The organism is Sphingomonas sp. (assembly GCF_019749955.1).
Lineage (GTDB): Bacteria > Pseudomonadota > Alphaproteobacteria > Sphingomonadales > Sphingomonadaceae > Sphingomonas.
This window is the reverse complement of sequence record NZ_JAIEPC010000014.1, coordinates 1-17,411: the sequence shown is the minus strand read 5'-3', so window position 1 is coordinate 17,411 and position 17,411 is coordinate 1. Positions and strand designations below refer to the sequence as shown.

Below are 17,411 nucleotides of genomic sequence, written 5' to 3'. Positions count from 1 at the left end.
TCATGAGCCGATCCCCAAGGGGGTCGGCTCCTTTTTTGTGCACGCGCAATTCCGGCGTGCGATGACTCGCACAACGCCGACGCGCATCCTATGTCGCTCGCCTGATGGCGCGACAAGGAAAAGACCGACATGGCCGATAGCGACTCTGCACTGCGCAAATTGCAGGTGGCCAATGCTCGCCCCGAAGATAGCGGGCGCGGCCTCGCGCATCTGCCGCGCGCACTGATGACCGCGCTTGGCCTCGCCGAAGGCGATGTCATCGAAATTATCGGCAAGCGCAGCACGCCCGCGCGGGCCGTCGCACCCTATGCCGAGGACGAAGGCCTCGAAATCGTCCGGATTGATGGGCTTCAGCGCGCCAATGCCGGGGTCGGCTCGGGCGAATTCGTCAGCGTGCGCAAGGCCGAATCAAAGCCCGCGACGCGCGTCGTCTTCGCCCCCGCGCAGCAAAATCTGCGGTTGCAGGGGTCGGCGGCGGCGCTCCAGCGCACCTTTCTGGGTCGCCCGCTGACGCAGGGCGATATCGTCGCCACCGCCGGGCAGCAGCGCGTCGACAATATGCCGCCGCAACTGCGCCAAATGCTCAACGCGCCCGCCTATGCGCTGCAGGAAGTGCGGCTGGCGGTAATCGCGACAGTGCCCAAGGGTGTCGTTCATATCGATCCGACGACCGAGATCGAGCTGCGCGCCGAATATGAAGAACCCAAGGAATCGCGCCGCGCCGATGTGACTTATGACGATATCGGCGGGATGGGGCCGACGATCGACCAGCTCCGCGAAATGGTCGAGCTGCCGCTGCGTTACCCCGAGCTGTTCCAGCGCTTGGGCGTCGATCCGCCCAAGGGCGTGCTGCTGCACGGGCCACCGGGAACGGGCAAGACCCGGCTCGCGCGCGCGGTGGCGAATGAAAGCGATGCCAATTTCTTCCTGATCAACGGCCCCGAAATCATGGGCGCGGCCTATGGCGAATCGGAAAAGCGGCTGCGCGATGTGTTCGATCAGGCGACCAAGGCGGCGCCGTCGATCGTCTTCATCGATGAAATCGATTCGATTGCGCCCAAGCGCGGCCAGGTGTCGGGCGAGGCCGAAAAGCGCCTCGTCGCGCAATTGCTGACCTTGATGGATGGCCTCGAATCGCGCGCGAATCTCGTCGTGATCGCCGCCACCAACCGGCCCGAAGCAATTGACGAAGCGCTCCGCCGTCCGGGCCGCTTCGACCGCGAGATCATCGTCGGCGTCCCCGATGAGCGCGGGCGGCGCGAGATTCTCGGCATCCATACGCGCGGCATGCCGCTTGGCGACCAAGTCGATCTCGATGAGCTGTCGCGGATGACCTATGGCTTCGTTGGCGCCGATCTGGCGGCGCTGACCCGCGAAGCCGCGATCGAAGCGGTGCGGCGGATCATGCCGCGCCTCAACCTGAGCGAAGGCACGATTCCGCCCGAAGTGCTCGACGATCTGTCGGTGACGCGCGAGGATTTCACCGGCGCGATCAAGCGCGTCCAGCCGTCGGCGATGCGCGAAGTGATGGTGCAGGCGCCGAGTGTGCGCTGGGACGACGTCGGTGGCCTCGACGACGCGCGCGAGAAATTACGCGAAGGCGTCGAACTGCCGCTCAAGGACCCCGATGCCTTCCGCCGCCTCGGCATCCGTCCGGCCAAGGGCTTCCTGCTCTACGGCCCGCCCGGCACTGGCAAGACCTTACTGGCCAAAGCGGTGGCGCGTGAGGCGCAGGCCAATTTCATCGCCACCAAATCATCCGACCTGCTCAGCAAATGGTATGGCGAAAGCGAGCAGCAGATCGCCAAGCTGTTCGCCCGCGCGCGCCAAGTCGCGCCGTGCGTGATTTTCATCGACGAACTCGATTCGCTGGTGCCCGCGCGCGGCGGCGGGATGGGTGAGCCGCAGGTCACCGAGCGTGTGGTCAACACGATCCTTGCCGAGATGGACGGGCTTGAGGAGCTGCAATCGGTGGTGGTGATCGGTGCCACCAATCGCCCGAACCTGATTGATCCGGCGCTGCTCCGTCCCGGGCGGTTCGACGAGCTCATCTATGTCTCGGTCCCCGACCGGGCTGGACGCGCGCGCATCCTGGGGATTCAGACCACCAAAATGCCGCTCGCCGACGATGTCGATCTCGACGATCTCGCCGCGCGCACCGATCATTATTCGGGCGCCGATCTGGAGGATCTGGTGCGCCGTGCGGGGCTTGCGGCTCTGCGCGAATCGCTCGACACGCCCAAAGTGACGCACGCGCATTTCGAAACCGCGCTGAAAGACTCACGCGCGTCGGTCACGCCCGAGATGGAGGCAGAATATGCGCAAATGGCATCGAAGCTGAAGCAACAGGCGGCGTCGCTTCAGCCGCTCGGCTTTATATCACCGGGTCAGCTTCGTCCTCGCTCGGCGCCGATCGAATAGGGCTACGGAGCGCGACCCAGGCATAGCCGAACATCAGCGCCAGCGCGGCAGCGGCGACCAGATAGGGGAAGGGCTTGTACATTTCGTACAGCCCGACCCCGATCGACGGCCCCAGCACAAACGAGGCGCCGTTGATCGATGTCACCTTGCCCGCGACCGAGCCTTGTCCACCCGGCCCCACCGCGAGCGACGATCCGGCGGTGAAACCGGGCCGGGTAAAGCCGAACCCCGCCGAGGCGAGCGCATAAGCGAGCGCGATGCCATAGAGCGAGGTCGCCATCCCGGTCAGCGTCGTGCCAATCGCGGCGGCTACCAGCCCGACCAGCACCAGCCGCCGGGGATCGAGATTGAGCAGCGGGATCAGCCCCCATTGCACCAACAGCGCCGCGCTCGCGCCGAGGATCAGCACCAATCCGGTCGGCTGCAGCGCCTCGACCGGCGCGAGATGGAGCCGGTCGATCACGAGGAAACCGATCGTCTGCCCGGTCATCGCCTGCGCATGCCCCATTACCAGCCCCGCGATCATCCAGCCCCGGATGCGCGGGTCGAAATAGCCGACCTTTTCGATGCCTTCTGCGGTGGCCGCCGTGATGCTCGCGCCGCTCGACTGGCCGCCGATCGACGGATAGGCGGTCGCCGCCCCATGCGCTGCGGCCATGCCACGATCGTCGGCGAGCATCCGGTAGACGGCGATCACCATTACCAGCCCGAACACCGCGCCGATAAAGGCCGGACCCGCCAAACCAACATGGACGCCACCGATGCTGCCCAGCACCAGATAGGGCGCGACCGCTGGCCCGAGGATCGTGCCCAAGCCAAAGGCCGAGCCGATCAGCGTCAGGGCCTTGGTGCGTTCGGCGCGGGTGGTGCGGCCCGCCACCAATGCCTGCACGGCGGGCGGCGCGGCTGAGCCAAACGTGCCATAGACCAACCGCCCGCCGATAAACGCGACAAAGGCGGCGGGACCGCTGATCCAGCCATTGATCCCGGCCATCAGGAAGATGCCGCAGAGCGTCAGCGAGACAACGAACCCGGCCATGCCGAGCAGGATCATCGCACGGCGCCCCTGTCGATCGGACCGGCTCGCCCAGATCGGCGCGGCGATCACCCACAGCAATGCCGAGACCGAGAATGCCGCCGCGACGCCGCTATCGGGCACCTTGAGGATGCGCCCAAGCGCGGGCAGCACCGATTGTAGCGCGGTATTCCCCGCCGCGATGGTCAGCATCACCATGAACAGCAGCGCGAAGTCGCGGTCGAAGCCGCCGGACCGGCTCATGCGCGCTGCCAGTCATAATCGCGCTCGACCTTGGCGACGACGAGGTCGTAGCGCGCATACCAGCGGTCGCGCCCCGCGTCGCGGATCAGCTTATGCTCGGGGTCGTCGCGCCACGCCTTGGCGGAGGCTTCGTCGGTCCAATAGCTGACGGTGATGCCAAGCCCGTCGGCACCCCGCGCGCTATGGAACCCGCAATAGCCGGGCTGAAGGGCAGCGCGCGCTTCCATTGCATCGGCAGCGGCGGCATAGCCTTCGGCGTCAGCATCGGTGCGTACCGACGTGAAAATCACCGCGATCTGCCCTTTGCGCGTCATGATCTCCGCTTAGGCGCTGCGGGCAGGGGCGCAAGTCCCTTTGCCCTCACCGCGGCGTGTGCGGTTGATTGAGAGGGCGCGCTATGATTGATCAGGCGGTCGAGCCCATCAGCTTTGGGTCAAGGAGAGCAATGATGATGAAGCGTCGCAACCTGCTTTTGATCCTCGCCCTCGCGGCGGGCGCCGGATCGGCGGCGCCGCCCGCCCAGCCCGACGGCGCACTCAAGCTCGAACGCGCGGTGCTGCTGATGCGGCACGGCGTCCGCCCGCCCACCAAGGCGCCGCCAATGCCGGCGGGCATTGCCGCTGATCCCTGGCCGAGCTGGTCAGTCAAGCCCGGCTATCTCACCCAAAATGGCGCGCGCGCGATTGAGGCGCTTGCCATGTCTGACCGCGCCGAATGGGTGAAGGCAGGGCTGCTGCCCGCCAGCGGCTGCGGCGCCAAGGGGCTGGTCCGGCTGATCGCCGACACCGATCAGCGCACGATCGCGACCGCCGATCATTATGGCGCCGGACTGCTGCCTGGATGCCCGGTCGCCAATGAACACCGGCCCGAAGGTGCCGAGGACCCGATCTTCTCGCCGATTGATCTGGGGGTGACGCCGGTCGATGCTGCCGCCGCCGACCGGGCGGTGCGCACCGCGATTGGCGGCGGCGGGCTGGCGGCCGTCGAGACGCGGATGAAGCCGCTGCTCACCCAGCTCGATACCATCTTGTGCGGCAAGCCCGCCCCGACGTGCGGCCTGTCGCGCTTGCCGAGCGGTTTCAGCACCAGCGCCAATGCGCGCCCCAAGCTCAGCGGCGCGCTCGATCGTGGCTCGACCGCGGCGCATATCCTGTTGCTCGAATATGCCGACGGCAAGCCTGCCAGCGAAATCGGCTGGGGCCGCGCGACGGCGACCGATATCGAGCGGCTCGGCGCGCTCCATGCGACCGAATTCGCGCTGCTCGCGCGCCCGCGCTATCTCGCCGCGCGCAACCTGTCGGGAATTGCGCCGCTGATGCTCGGCGCGCTGTTCGATCCGCGCGCTGACGCACCCCGCGTGACCATGCTGTCGGGGCACGACACCAATGTCGCCAATCTGGGCGGGCTGCTCGATCTGCACTGGCGCGTGCCCGGCTTTGCCACCGATGACCCGACCCCGGGCGGCGCGATCGTGCTGGAATTGCTGCGCGACGCCAGCGGCGCGCACTATGTCCGCGCGCGCTATCGCTCGCAAACGCTCGACCAGATCCGGCGCGGCGGGGCGGGCGCGGCGGTCAGCGTCACGCTGCCGCTGCCGGGGTGTAGCGCGCGCGGTGTCACTGGCCTGTGCACCCGCGCGGCGTTCGAGGCGCTGATGAAGGCGCGGCTCGCGAGCTGACGGCGGAATTCTTGACTCAGCGGGGCGTGCCGCCTAAGTGCACGCGCTTCCAGACAGACAAGGATGTGCGATGGCGCGCGTTACCGTCGAAGATTGCGTCGACAAGATTCCGAACCGTTTCGATCTCGTGCTGCTCGCGGCGCAGCGCGCGCGCCAGATTTCGGGCGGCGCCGAGCTGACGATCGATCGCGATCGCGACAAGAATCCCGTCGTTGCCTTGCGCGAAATCGCCGAGGAAACGGTGCGCCCGCCGCATCTCGAAGAATCGCTCGTCCAGAGCCTGCAGCGCGTGCAGGTCGATGATGACGATGCGCCGGACGAAGTCGGCTCGCTCTCGGCGTCGGCCGAAGCACTGCGGCTGACGGCTGCCGCCCCCCCGCGCAACCAGAATCTGGGCGCGGATTACGAAGGCTGAGGCCCAAGTCTAACGCGCAAGCGTTAGACGCGGAATCGCCGAAGCCCGGCCGACGGTCGCGCAGGCTCGTCCCTGCGCGTACCGATCGACGACGCGGCTTTGCCGCGGCACGCGTCCGCCGGCGGCTCTTGACTACAGACGTAAGCGATATAATCCCTGCGCCATCCTCCCGGAAAAGGACTCGCGAATGGGATTCCTGCGCACCCTGATGATCGCGCTCACCGCGCTCGCCATGGCGCCCCCCGCGCAAGCCGCCGATCTCAAGCTCAACATCGATGCCAGCGCTGCGCGCGCCGTCCTCGATGCGCTCGAAACGCCCGCCCTCGATCTTGAGCGCGCGCGGGCCATCGCACGGCTGCCCGGCAATCATGGCCTGATCCGCAAAGCCAAAAGCTATGGCCGCCCCGCCGACGATGAGAGCTTCGCCACCGCGCTGGTCGCCGCCGCGCGCAACGACGACAAGGCGCCCGATCCCGGCAGTTTCGCCTTCGGCCGCGTGCGCCCGCATATCGCGCAGTTGCGGCAGGTGCTCGCCGATCTCGAAAATCCAGCGACCGGGCTGATCGACGCGGCCAAGCGCCGGATCGCGCTCTACGCGCCACCGGGCCTCGACGCGGCGATCACCGGCTATTTCGTCGTGGGCGGCACCTCGGGCGGATTCGCGTTCGGCGATCCGCAATTCTTCCTCAATCTCGATTATTTCCCCGACGCCGTGCTCGCGACGACGATTTTGGAGCATGAGCTTTATCATGCGGTTCAGGGCGCGGCGGCACCCGGCAAGGCGGGCGTGGCGGCGATCAACCGCTGCGTCGCGCGGACAAAACAACCGGCGCATATCGACGACCTGTTCGGCTCGCTGATGATGGAGGGGACCGCGAGCGCGGTCGGCGACGTGCTCGCGCTCCCCAAAGACGCGACCGGCGCCGTCGCTGCCGAACGCAAGAAATTCGCGCGAAATGTCAGCATGATCAGCCGAAGCGTGACGTTGCTGGAATTGTCGACCCATGCGCTGGCGACGCATACTGTCGATTATGACAGCATCTATGACCTCGGCTTTTACGGCGACGAGATCCTTTATTCGCTTGGCTATGTGATGGCCAAGGCGATCGAGCGCGAGCGAGGGGCGGGGGCGATTGCCGCACTGATCCGCGATCCGACGGGCGTGCGCTTCGTGAACGTCTATCGCGGGCTGAAGGGCTATGGGAAATCCGCCGACGCACCGGCGTTGGGGGCAAAGACGATTGCGCTCGCGCAGCGGATGGCGGTTTGCGCGGTTAAGTGAGGGGAGGGGAGCGTCGCGGCAAAGCCGCGCCGTCGGTCGGGGCTTTGCCCCGCCGTCCGGGGCCGGTCCGCAACGCGGATTAGCTAAGCTAATCCACTGACCGGCCCTTGAACCCCTGCGCCACGACATACCATTCGCTCGAATCCTTGCGGCTTGCAGGCGGCTTGGCGTGTTTGACGGTGGCGAAGTTGCGCTTCAGTTCGGCGACCAGCTCGCTGTCGGCGCCGCCCGCCAGTACCTTGGCGACAAACGCACCGCCGGGCCGGAGCACATCATAGCAAAACGCCGCCGCGCACTCGACCAGCCCCATCGTGCGCAGATGATCGGTCTGCGGGTGGCCAACGGTGTTCGCTGCCATGTCCGACAGCACCAGATCGGCTGGCCCCGCGAGCGCTTCGATCAGCATTTCACTCGCACGCGCATCGTTGAAGTCGAACTGGAAAATCGTCACGCCCTCGATCGGGTCAACCGGCAGCAGGTCGATGCCGACAATCGCGGCGCCGGGCACTTGCTTGCGCACGACCTGGCTCCAGCCGCCCGGCGCGATGCCCAGATCGACGACGCGCTTCACCCCTTTCAGAAAGCCGAAGCGCTCGTCGAGCTCGATCAGCTTATAGGCGGCGCGGCTGCGATAGCCTTCGGCCTTGGCGCGCTTGACATAGGGGTCGTTGAGCTGGCGTTCGAGCCAGCGCGTCGATTGTGGCGATCGCCCGCGCGTCGTCCGGACGCGGGTGCGCCCGCCCGATCCGCCCCGGCTCATCGAACGCGGCTCATGCGTTAGGACCGTGCATCAGGCGGCGCAAAATGCCTTCGCGAATGCCGCGATCGGCGACACCGAGCCGCTCAGCCGGCCACAGATCGAGGATCGTCTCAAGGATCGCGCATCCCGCCACCACCAGATCGGCGCGCTCGGCACCGATGCACGGCAATTGGGCGCGCTCGGCAATCGACTTGCTCGCCAGATCGGCACTGATCGCGCGCATCGCGCTGGCCGGGACGATCAACCCGTCGACGGCGGCACGGTCGTAGCGATCGAGCGCGAGATGGACGCTCGCGAGCGTGGTCACCGTGCCCGACGTGCCGAGCAGACGCGGGCGCTTGATGCCGCGCGGCAGGCGATCGGCAAAGTGCGCCATGCTCTCGCCCACCAGCGCGCGCATCCGCGCATAGACCGCCGCGCGCCCCGCCGCGCCCTCGCCGGTCCCCGCGCTTTCGGTGAGCGAGACGACGCCCCACGGCGTGCTGTGCCAGTCGAGCACGGTCGGCACGCGCGTCGCCGTGTCGACCAGCACCAGCTCGGTCGATCCGCCGCCGATGTCGAACACGAGTGCGGGATCGTCGCCGGGTTCGAGCAGGATGTGGCAGCCGAGCACGGCCAGCCGTGCCTCCTCTTCGGCGGTGATGATGTCGAGCGCGATGCCCGTCTCGCGATAGGCGCGCTCGATAAAGGCCGCGCCGTTTGATGCACGGCGACACGCCTCAGTCGCGACCGAGCGCGCGAGCACGACATTGCGGCGGCGCAATTTGTCGGCGCAGATCGACAGCGCAGCGATCGTGCGGTCCATCGCCGCATCGCTCAACCGCCCGGTCGCCGCCAGCCCTTCGCCGAGCCGGACGATGCGCGAAAAGGCATCGACCACGGTGAACCCCGACGCTGCCGGGCGCGCGATCAGCAAGCGGCAGTTATTGGTGCCCAGGTCGAGCGCGGCATAATGACGGACGTCGGGCCAGCGTGCGCCGCCTGCCTGCGGAGACGTCGCCTTGGCGCGCCCCGCTTCACGCCCCCCTTCACGCCCTTTATCGCGCCCCGTCGGCGCCTGGGCGGAAAATTGCCCCATGCCGTTTCACCATAAGTGTTTCCGGCCCGAGGCTTTTGCCCCCTCCGGTGCTTGGGGCCAACGATACCGCAGTGCGGCGGGCGCGGCAAGCGCAGTGGGGGGCGCGAAAAATGGAGAGACGTCAATGCCCGCGTTGACAGCCGCAGGTCCCCCGCTTAAGCCGCGCCAGCGTTGCCCCGTCGTCTAAAGGTAAGACCACGGACTCTGACTCCGTTAATTGAGGTTCGAATCCTCACGGGGCATCCACGCTGTCGGCGCTGTTATGGCCGGACCGGCCATACGCCATTGACGGCAATGAAGAAACCCATCGCCAGATAGGGCTGGCGGTTCTCGTGCGCGCCACCACCGCCAGTGGCCGGGAAAGTCGTCATCGACGGGCCGCGGAACGCGACCGTCGGGCCGGCGTTCGGCGCAGCATAGGTGTTGAAATTGGCATCGGCGGTCGGCGGCGGATTATTGACCACACCGCGCGCGAGATAGGTGCCGGCTGGCGTCGTAATGGCATCGTCGGACCCCACGTACGCCCGCGTCTTCGCATTATGGCTGTGCGCTGCAAGTTCCGCCGTCGAAAGAGTGACTGCGTCGGCACCGACGCGCGCGCCCAACGCGCGCGGGGTCAGCCCGCTGCCCGTCCCGGTGCCCATCACTGCCGCGCCCGGCAGGGACGGGTTGGTGAGGTTGTTCAGGTTGGGCAGATTGAACGCGGTCCCGCTGCCGCCAAAGGTGTTGCCAATCACGGCATAGAGCGCCTGATACTGGCTGATCTGAACCGAGGCGCCGTTGCAGGCCATCCAGCCAGTCGGGGCGAAGTTAAAGGGAAAAAGGCGGATTTCACCAATGAAACTGTCCATATTATCCCCGCTTTACGGCCGAGCCGGAAAAAAGCCATTGAGGCTGATGATGTAGGTCAGCGCCATCGTCGACATCATATTCTCGTGCTGGGCCGACGCACCCGACTGGCCGACGGTTGCCGGTGCGAGCACGCGCTCGGCCGAAAAGACGCCGGCGGCGGCGAGATAATTGCTCGTCGGCGCGGTCGTCGCGGCGAGATTGACCGAATTGCCCGGCGTCGTTGTCGTTGCTGCCGTCGTCGTCGCGTTGATCAGATGGTTGTGCGCCGGCAGCTGGCTGGCGTTGAGCGAGACCTTTTCGGTGCCGCCGGTTTGACCGAGCGTGCGCGCCGTCAAACCCGTCCCCTGGCCTTGACCGATCGGCACGCGGCCGCGCAGGTCGGGCAGGCCGAAAGTGGTCGTGCCATTCCCGCCATAGGTCGTGCCGATCAGCGCATAAAGCGCCTGATAGTCGTTCACCGACAACAGGCGGCCGTCACAGATGGCCCAGTCCTGCGGGGCATAATTGCCCGCGAACAGGCGGATTTCTCCGATAAAAGGATCCATTCATTCCTCCTTGCGGGCGACCGGATGATGCATCTGACGCGAAGATCGTCGGCACCATGTCGCCGTCGGTTATTGGCGTGACGGGTACAGGCCTTGCGTGGCGATACAATAGTTCAACACCAGATACGGCTGCATATTGGGGTGCGCCGCGCCAGCGCCCGCGGTGTCGACCGTCGCCGCCGTGAGCTGCGCATCGACCGCGCCGGTGCCGTAGATTGGCCGTGGCCCGGGATAGGCGGTACTTTCACCCGCGACCGCCAGCATCATACCGGTCGCATTGAGCGCGGTCGCGGGCGCGTTGACCGCGTTCAGGACGTGGAGGTGCGGTGGAATGGTGGCGGGGGTCAGCGCGACCGTTTCTGCGCCACCGACTCCGCCCGACGCCATATTCGGCGCCTGTACCGCGACGCGACCGTTGAAATTGGGTAGCGCGAAAGTCGTCTTGCCATCACCGCCGAAGCGCGTGCCGATCAACGAATAAAGCGCGGCGTAACTTTGGATCGGGAGAACCGCGCCATTGCACAACGCCCAGCCTTGGGGCGCGTAAGCAAAGGGCAACAGCTTGATTTCGCCAATAAAGGGGTCGGACATGCGCTATCTCCCAAAGTCGACCTTCGACGAATATTTGTCGTCAAGCTATCATTGCGATTCCGAAATGGTCAACCGCCGGTTTTACCAAAGCGAACGGAAACTATTGAAATGATAGCCACGTCAATGCAGATGGCACGCAAGGCCGACAACGCAAGAGATTAGCGACATCAGCCATGCGCGATATAATCACCGGCCAAGCGACAGCAACGCGCTGAGTGGCGCTCCATTAACGCCACGGGACAGCGCTTAAGAACGCATGCACGTCCCGTCAAAACTGGCGTCGGGCCCGATCTGAGCCTTGTTCAGGCCAAGAATTTGTACGGTTGGCTTGGCCCACGGCGCGCGCGGCTGGACCTGATTAACCTGATTCTGCTGCTGCATTGCATTACCCCGAAGTCGTTGTCTGACGCAGCAGTTAACCCAAATCGACACCGCCGACAAGAATCTGTTACGCTAAACTTTGGTAGCAATTGCTCCGGATCGGATTGATCAGGGTCTTGGGGAGCCCTGCGTTGGCAAGGCCATCAACCCCGCGACCAGCCGTTCGTCATCCGCAGGGTCGATCGGCGCGTGATAGACGGTGCGCATCTTGGCAATTTCGGCGGCCCAGGTCTTGGCGTTTAGCTTCGGCTGGGTCGTGAGCATTTCGGCCGAGTGGCAGCCGGTGCAGTTTTGCGCGACCAATGCTGTAGCAGCGCCCACGGGGAGTGTCGTGCGATCCTCGGGCAGAGTGATCGATTTGCTGGCGAACGTGAAGCCCGGCGCCAGGGCAGGTTGCGCCGTGGGCGGCTCGCCGCAGCCCGACAGCAACAGCATAGCCAGCATTGCCCCCGTGCGCGTCATGACGCTTGCACCGTAATGGTTTCGATCGTCCCGCGCTGATAGCCGCTGGGGTTCCACACCGGGTCGCTCGTCTGCACCCGCCCGTCACTGGCGGTGCAGCGCACGCTCAGCGTCTGGCGTCCGGGCGACAGCGGCGGCGTGATCGCGGTCCAGCTGCGGAAGCTGTAGCGGCCATAATCGATGCCCAAGGTTGCCGGGCTCCACGGCCCGTCGTCGATGCGATAATCGACCCGCGCAACGCCCACCGCACCACCCATCGCCAAGCCGACCAGCGAGAAGGGCTGCCCCGCCTTGCAGGTCGCGCCGTCACGCAGGTTGGTGATGAAACTTCGCGGCACCATCGCGCCGATCGGGGTGCTGTCAAAATCCTTGGTGCCGGGCGCGACGCTCGCATGGGGCGCCGTCGGGATCTTATAGGCCTTGGCCATCCAGAAATTATCGTCGGGCGCGGTCAGCACGTCGATCCGGTCGAGCGCCTTGATCCAATAGGTTGAGAACCAGCCCGGCACGACAAGGCGGATCGGGAAGCCGTTGAGCATCGGCAGGGCTGCGCCGTTCATCGCAAAGGCAATCATCACCTCGCCGTCGCGCGCATGGTCGACGCTGAGCGACTTGGCGAACCACGGCGCGCCGTCGATTGGTGGGCGGTCGAGCCCCGACAGCCGAACCGCGACCGCACCCGGCTTCACCCCGGCGAGGTCGAGCACGTCCTTCAACCGCACGCCGGTCCAGCGCGCATTGCCCATCGCGCCGTGGCCCCATTGCGCGCCCGCAACGCGGGGGGTGAAAAACCCGCGCGAATTGCCCGAACATTGGTTGACGGCGGCAATTTCAACGCGGGGCAGCTTGAGCAACTCGCCCAGCGACAGCGCGCGCGGCGTCGCCACCGCACCGCCGATCCGCAAGCGAAATGCGGCGGTGTCGACCGACAGCGGAATGTCGGGATAATGCCAGCGAACATAGAAGCGATCATTCGGGGTAAAGACATGCTGGCCGAACACATCCCACGGCGTCTCGAGCAGCGGCGCGCGCGTCCGCTGGACGATCATCGCGCCCTTTTCGGGAAAGTCGCTGGCGATTGGCCGCGCGCCGTTGTCGAAGCCGAGTTGGGCGATTTGCTGCGCCCAGAGCGGCGCGGTGGCGGCGCCCACGCCGAGCGCGCCCAGTGCGGCCCGGCGCGACAGCTCAGCCATTGGCGGCGAGCGGCGCGAAGCGGGCGACTTGCCGCCCGACGAGCGCGAGCTGCTCGCCGACGGCAGGATCGCTCGATCCGCCTTCGTCGTCGAATTTGGTGACCTGCGTATTGATCGCCGCCGCAAAGGGCGTCGGCCAGCCGCGCAGGGCGTGGACGATCGAGCGCAATGCGGCGATCGTGCTGCCGGTCGCCTGCCAGCCATAGGCCGTCGCGATCAGGCCAACGGGCACGTCGGCGAGGTAAGGCCGCTCGTCGCGCGCGGTTTCTTCGAGCAGGTCGAGCGCGTTCTTGACGAGGCCCGACAGGCTGCCGTGATAGCCGGGGCTGGCGATGATCAGCGCTGACGCTTGCCGCACGGCATCGACAAAGTCGCGCTCGGCCTCGGTTCGATCGGTTGTCTTCGGATTATAGAGCGGCAATTGCGCCAGTGCATCGCCGCCGAACAGGCGCGTTTCGAACCCTTCGCGCGCGGCACTGTCGAGCGCCATGCGGAGCGCGCGTTCGGTCGAGGCGACGCCGCCGATCGATCCACCGATACCGACGACGAGCGGGCGGGGGGAAGGGTCCAAATCGCTCACGCCAAGGCTCCGTGGATCATCGAGTCCGCGATAGGCGAGCCCAGCCGCTTCGACAAGCACGGTGCTAGAGCAAGCCGTGGTCGATGTGCGGCAGCACGTGACGTGCCACCAGATCGGCCTCGGCGGCGTGCGGATAGCCCGACAGGATGAACGCTTCGATCCCCATCGCGCGGTAATCGTTGAGCTTGGCGAGCACCTGATCGGGATCGCCGACGATCGCCGCGCCACAGCCCGAGCGCGCGCGGCCAATGCCGGTCCAGAGCTGCGGCTCGGCATAGCCTTCGTCATCGGCACCTTCGCGCAAGGCCGCTTGCGCCGCGACGCCCGCCGAGGTCGAATCGAGCGATTTGGCGCGGATCGCGGCACCCTGCGCATCGTCGAGCTTCGACAACAGCCGCGCGGCGTAAGCGCGGGCTTCGCTTTCGCTTTCGCGCACGATCATGTGCGCGCGGTAGCCGAATTTGAGCGTGCGGCCGTATTTCGCCGCGCGCGCGCGCATGTCGGCGATGATCTCGGCAACGACCTCGCGCTTGTCGGGCCACATGAGGTAAACGTCGCAGCCCTTGGCGGCGGCTTCGCGCGCGTCTTCGGACAGGCCGCCGAAATAGAGCTGTGGCGCCTTGCCCGACAGCGTGCCGATGCGCGGCGGGTCGAGCTTCAACTTCCAGAACTCGCCGACATGATCGAGCGGCTCGCCGTTGAGCAAGGTCTTCAGGATATGCATTGCCTCGACTGTGCGCGCATAGCGCGGCGCCGAGGCGAGCGTCTCGCCGGGCAAGTCGGACGAAATGATATTCACTTTCAGCCGCCCGCCGAGCATCCGGTCGATCGTCGCAATCTGGCGCGCGAGCTGCGGCGGCCAGCTTTCGCCGACTCGCACTGCCATCAGCAGCGCGAGGCGGCGGAGCATCGGCGCAATCCCGGCGGCAAAGGCGGTCGTGTCTAGCCCAAGCGCATAGCCCGACGGCAGCAGGATATTGTCGAAACCGCCGGTTTCGGCCTGCATCACAATGTCGCGGCAATGCTCCCAGCTCGATTTGAGCATCGGATCGGGGACGCCCAGAAACTCATAATCGTCATCGCACAGCGCCGAGAACCAGCTGATTTCGCACGGTGGCAGGTCGGTCACGGCAGCCGCTCCCCACGCGACGCGACGAGCACGTCGTACCAGGACTGGCGCGTCCAGCGGCATTTGAACGCTTCAGGAATTTCGGCGATGCGCGCGGCGTTCTGCGTGCCGACGATCGGGATTGCCCGCGCCGGATGCGCCATGATCCAGCTATAGGCGGCGGCAGCGCGCGACACGCCTGCTTCCTGCGCCACCACATCGAGCGCCGCACAGACCGCGCGGGCGCGGTCATCCTGCGGATCGCCGATCCGCCCGCCGCCGAGCGGTGACCAGGCAAGCACCGCCATATCCTCGGCCATGGCGAGGTCGAACAACCCGCCCTCGATCGGCTCGATCGCGAGCGGTGAGACTTCGGGCTGGGTCGAGGCAAGCGGGATCGTCAGAAATGTCGCGAGCGCGCGGTGCTGCTCGATGCTGTGGTTCGACACGCCGATCGCGCGCACCTTGCCGCTCGACACCATGGCTTCGAGCGTCCGCGCGACTTCCTGCGGGTGCGCGAGGATATCGGGGCGGTGGATCTGGTAGAGATCGACATAATCAGTCTTCAGCCGCCGCAACGAAGCCTCGAGTGCGCCCATCACATAAGCGGCACTCGAATCATAGGGCACTGGCGGGGTGATCCCGCCCTTGGTCGCCAGCACCATCCGCGCGCGCAGCGAAGGGTCCGCCGCGAAAACATCGCCGAGCAAAGCCTCGGCATCGCCGAACCCGCCGCTGCCGTCGAAGCCATAAATATCGGCGGTATCGAACAGCGTCACCCCGGCGTCGAACACGGCGTCGATCAGCGCGCGCCCTTCAGCGGCGCTGCGACCGGCAAAGCGCCACATCCCCCAGGCAATCGGGCTGACGGCCAATCCGCTCTTGCCGAGGGGACGGGAATCGGGTGTAAGATCACTATAGGACATCGTTGTCATACATAGAGGCGCAGGCGTTGGTAGAGCAAGTGCGATATGGCCTGGTCGGCACCGGGATGATGGGTGTCGAGCATCTCAACAACCTCGCGATTACCCCCGGCGCGGTCGTGACGGCAATCGCCGACCCGGTCGAAAGCTCGCTCGGCTGGGCGCGCGCGGCGCTCGGCGCGCGTGCAGACGGCGTCGAGGCGTTCGACAGCGCGGTGGCACTCGCCGCATCGGGCCGGTGCGATGCGGTGATCGTCGCCAGCCCCAACCACACCCACCGCGACATACTCGTGCCCTTGTTCGACGCGGGGTTGCACATTTTGTGCGAAAAGCCGCTCGCGACGACGATCGAAGACGCGCGCTGGATCGTCGATCGGGCAGCGCAGACGCCGGGCATTTTCTGGACCGCGATGGAATATCGCTACATGCCGCCCGCCGCCGCGTTCATCGCCGATATTCATGGCGGTGCGATTGGCGCGCTGAAAATGCTGTCGATCCGCGAACACCGCTTTCCGTTTCTGGTCAAAGTCGGCGACTGGAACCGCTTTGCCGCCAACACCGGCGGGACGATGGTCGAAAAATGCTGCCATTTCTTCGATCTGATGCGGCTGATCACCGGCAGCGAACCGGTGCGCGTCTATTGCTCGGGCAGCATGGACGTGAACCACCTCGACGAAGATTATGACGGCCGCCGCCCCGACATCATCGACAACAGCTTTACCACCGTTGATTTCGCCAATGGCGTGCGGGCGATGCTCGATCTGTCGATGTTCGCCGATGGCGCCGAAAATCAGGAAGAGATTACCGCCGTCGGCGATGCCGCGCGGCTCGACGTTTTCATTCCCGAAGGCGCGATCACCCGCTCGCCCCGGGTCGGCTTCGGCAATCCCAAGCAGCCGAGCCGACGTGTCGTCGAGGTCGATCAGGCCGCGCTGGCGGCGGGCAGCCACCACGGTTCGACCTTCTATGAGCACCAGCGCTTCATCGCGGCGGTGCGCGGCGAAGGGCCGGTCGAGGTGTCCGCCCATGACGGATTGATGGCCGTCGCAATCGGCGCGGCGGCGGAGCTGAGCGCGCGGGAGCACCGCGTGGTCGACATGGGCGAAATGGGGATTTAGCGAGCAAGCAAGACTTGGCGGCGCCCAAAAAAGCATAATGCTGCACCGCCGACGAAATTCGATCAAATAAGTAAGAGGGAGGAATTGACATGACCAAGACAGTTTTGATGGCGGGGGTGGCGACGTTCGCCATACTGACCGCAACGCCCGCTTCCGCACAGACCAATCCAGCGAAGCCCGCCGATGCCGCTGCGCCGAAACAGGCGACGGATCCAGACGCCCCCCCTGAGGTGGTCGTCACCGCGCAAAAGCGCAGCGAGCGGCTGCAGGACGTGCCCGTCGCCGTCACTGTCGTCTCAGGCGATGCGCTCAACAGCCTCAGCCGGGCCAATCTCGAAAGCGCGCAATATCTGGTGCCGTCGTTCACCGTCCTCAAATCGGGAACGACGCTCAACCAATCGCTGTTCCTGCGCGGTGTCGGTACAGCGACGTTCTCGATCGCGGGCGAGCCATCGGTGTCGACCGTCGTCGATGGCGTTGTCTACAGCCGGTCTGGTGAAGCCTTTAGCGAACTCGTCGATATCGATCAGCTCGAAGTGCTGCGCGGCCCGCAGGGAACGCTGTTCGGCAAGAACGCGTCGGCAGGTGTCATCACGATCACGTCGAAGCGGCCGACCAGTACCTTTGGCGGCTATGGCGAAGCGGCCTATTTCACCGACAGCGAGTACCGCTTTCGCGGCGCGGTCAATGTGCCACTCGCGGAAGATATCCGCACGCGCCTGACGGGCTTTTATTCGACCTATGA

Annotated in this window: 18 protein-coding genes and 1 tRNA gene; 7 read left to right on the top strand and 12 right to left on the bottom strand. The window is 66.0% G+C overall.

Annotated elements, in window-relative coordinates; translation table 11 throughout:
• The first annotated feature begins 129 nt into the window (after positions 1–129).
• Positions 130–2,421 carry a CDC48 family AAA ATPase gene (locus K2W81_RS04275; protein ID WP_294101760.1) on the top strand — a complete coding sequence of 764 codons (2,292 nt, stop codon included), beginning with the start codon at positions 130–132 and terminating at the stop codon, positions 2,419–2,421.
• Here the strand turns inward: K2W81_RS04275 and K2W81_RS04270 are convergent.
• The gene (locus K2W81_RS04270) at positions 2,375–3,700 is read right to left on the bottom strand and encodes an MFS transporter (RefSeq protein ID WP_294101758.1); all 1,326 of its coding nucleotides are present in this window, start codon (positions 3,698–3,700) and stop codon (positions 2,375–2,377) included. The genes K2W81_RS04275 and K2W81_RS04270 overlap by 47 nt on opposite strands.
• A complete protein-coding gene (locus tag K2W81_RS04265; RefSeq protein ID WP_294101757.1) occupies positions 3,697–4,014 on the bottom strand; it encodes an antibiotic biosynthesis monooxygenase in 318 nt (105 codons plus the stop codon). Before K2W81_RS04265 ends, K2W81_RS04270 begins: the two co-directional genes overlap by 4 nt.
• A 137-nt stretch (positions 4,015–4,151) precedes the next feature.
• Between K2W81_RS04265 and K2W81_RS04260 the strand changes: the two genes are divergently transcribed.
• The 3 genes from K2W81_RS04260 to K2W81_RS04250 all read left to right on the top strand — a co-directional run bounded on the left by K2W81_RS04260 (position 4,152) and on the right by K2W81_RS04250 (position 7,075).
• Positions 4,152–5,378: a histidine-type phosphatase gene (locus K2W81_RS04260; protein ID WP_294101756.1), complete on the top strand. Its 1,227-nt coding sequence runs from the start codon at positions 4,152–4,154 to the stop codon at positions 5,376–5,378.
• A 70-nt stretch (positions 5,379–5,448) separates the two neighbouring features.
• Positions 5,449–5,793: a DNA-directed RNA polymerase subunit omega gene (gene rpoZ / locus K2W81_RS04255; protein ID WP_294101754.1), complete on the top strand. Its 345-nt coding sequence runs from the start codon at positions 5,449–5,451 to the stop codon at positions 5,791–5,793.
• Positions 5,794–5,980: 187 nt separating this feature from the next.
• A complete protein-coding gene (locus K2W81_RS04250) occupies positions 5,981–7,075 on the top strand; it encodes a DUF5700 domain-containing putative Zn-dependent protease (RefSeq protein WP_294101752.1) in 1,095 nt (364 codons plus the stop codon).
• A gap of 88 nt (positions 7,076–7,163) precedes the next feature.
• On the opposite strand, the gene K2W81_RS04245 is transcribed toward K2W81_RS04250, so the two are convergent.
• Both K2W81_RS04245 and K2W81_RS04240 read right to left on the bottom strand, forming a co-directional pair.
• Positions 7,164–7,835 (bottom strand): RlmE family RNA methyltransferase, encoded by a 672-nt coding sequence (locus tag K2W81_RS04245; RefSeq protein WP_294101750.1) that lies wholly within the window; start codon positions 7,833–7,835, stop codon positions 7,164–7,166.
• 10 nt (positions 7,836–7,845) lie between these two features.
• Positions 7,846–8,913 (bottom strand): Ppx/GppA phosphatase family protein, encoded by a 1,068-nt coding sequence (locus K2W81_RS04240; RefSeq protein WP_294101748.1) that lies wholly within the window; start codon positions 8,911–8,913, stop codon positions 7,846–7,848.
• Positions 8,914–9,085: 172 nt separating this feature from the next.
• Between K2W81_RS04240 and K2W81_RS04235 the strand changes: the two genes are divergently transcribed.
• Positions 9,086–9,159 (top strand) — tRNA-Gln (locus K2W81_RS04235).
• 14 nt (positions 9,160–9,173) lie between these two features.
• Here the strand turns inward: K2W81_RS04235 and K2W81_RS04230 are convergent.
• From K2W81_RS04230 to K2W81_RS04195, 8 genes are all read right to left on the bottom strand, one after another.
• The gene (locus K2W81_RS04230; RefSeq protein ID WP_294101747.1) at positions 9,174–9,764 is read right to left on the bottom strand and encodes a tail fiber protein; all 591 of its coding nucleotides are present in this window, start codon (positions 9,762–9,764) and stop codon (positions 9,174–9,176) included.
• A 12-nt stretch (positions 9,765–9,776) separates the two neighbouring features.
• Complete coding sequence (locus tag K2W81_RS04225) at positions 9,777–10,310, bottom strand: tail fiber protein (protein ID WP_294101744.1); 534 nt, start codon at positions 10,308–10,310, stop codon at positions 9,777–9,779.
• Positions 10,311–10,379: 69 nt separating this feature from the next.
• Complete coding sequence (locus tag K2W81_RS04220) at positions 10,380–10,901, bottom strand: tail fiber protein (protein WP_294101743.1); 522 nt, start codon at positions 10,899–10,901, stop codon at positions 10,380–10,382.
• A 489-nt stretch (positions 10,902–11,390) separates the two neighbouring features.
• A complete protein-coding gene (locus K2W81_RS04215; RefSeq protein WP_294101741.1) occupies positions 11,391–11,726 on the bottom strand; it encodes a cytochrome C nitrite reductase in 336 nt (111 codons plus the stop codon).
• Positions 11,727–11,740: 14 nt separating this feature from the next.
• A complete protein-coding gene (locus K2W81_RS04210; protein WP_294101740.1) occupies positions 11,741–12,937 on the bottom strand; it encodes a molybdopterin-dependent oxidoreductase in 1,197 nt (398 codons plus the stop codon).
• A complete protein-coding gene (locus tag K2W81_RS04205) occupies positions 12,930–13,517 on the bottom strand; it encodes an NADPH-dependent FMN reductase (RefSeq protein WP_294101739.1) in 588 nt (195 codons plus the stop codon). The genes K2W81_RS04210 and K2W81_RS04205 overlap by 8 nt, the downstream gene beginning before the upstream one ends.
• Positions 13,518–13,581: 64 nt before the next feature.
• Positions 13,582–14,646: an LLM class flavin-dependent oxidoreductase gene (locus K2W81_RS04200; RefSeq protein WP_294101738.1), complete on the bottom strand. Its 1,065-nt coding sequence runs from the start codon at positions 14,644–14,646 to the stop codon at positions 13,582–13,584.
• Positions 14,643–15,560 (bottom strand): aldo/keto reductase, encoded by a 918-nt coding sequence (locus K2W81_RS04195; protein WP_294101737.1) that lies wholly within the window; start codon positions 15,558–15,560, stop codon positions 14,643–14,645. Before K2W81_RS04195 ends, K2W81_RS04200 begins: the two co-directional genes overlap by 4 nt.
• Before the next feature lie 29 nt (positions 15,561–15,589).
• On the opposite strand from K2W81_RS04195, the gene K2W81_RS04190 reads away from it, so the two are divergent.
• The gene (locus K2W81_RS04190; protein WP_294101736.1) at positions 15,590–16,666 is read left to right on the top strand and encodes a Gfo/Idh/MocA family oxidoreductase; all 1,077 of its coding nucleotides are present in this window, start codon (positions 15,590–15,592) and stop codon (positions 16,664–16,666) included.
• 89 nt (positions 16,667–16,755) lie between these two features.
• The coding region (locus K2W81_RS04185) for a TonB-dependent receptor plug domain-containing protein (RefSeq protein ID WP_294101734.1) at positions 16,756–17,411 on the top strand (656 nt) is incomplete at its 3' end.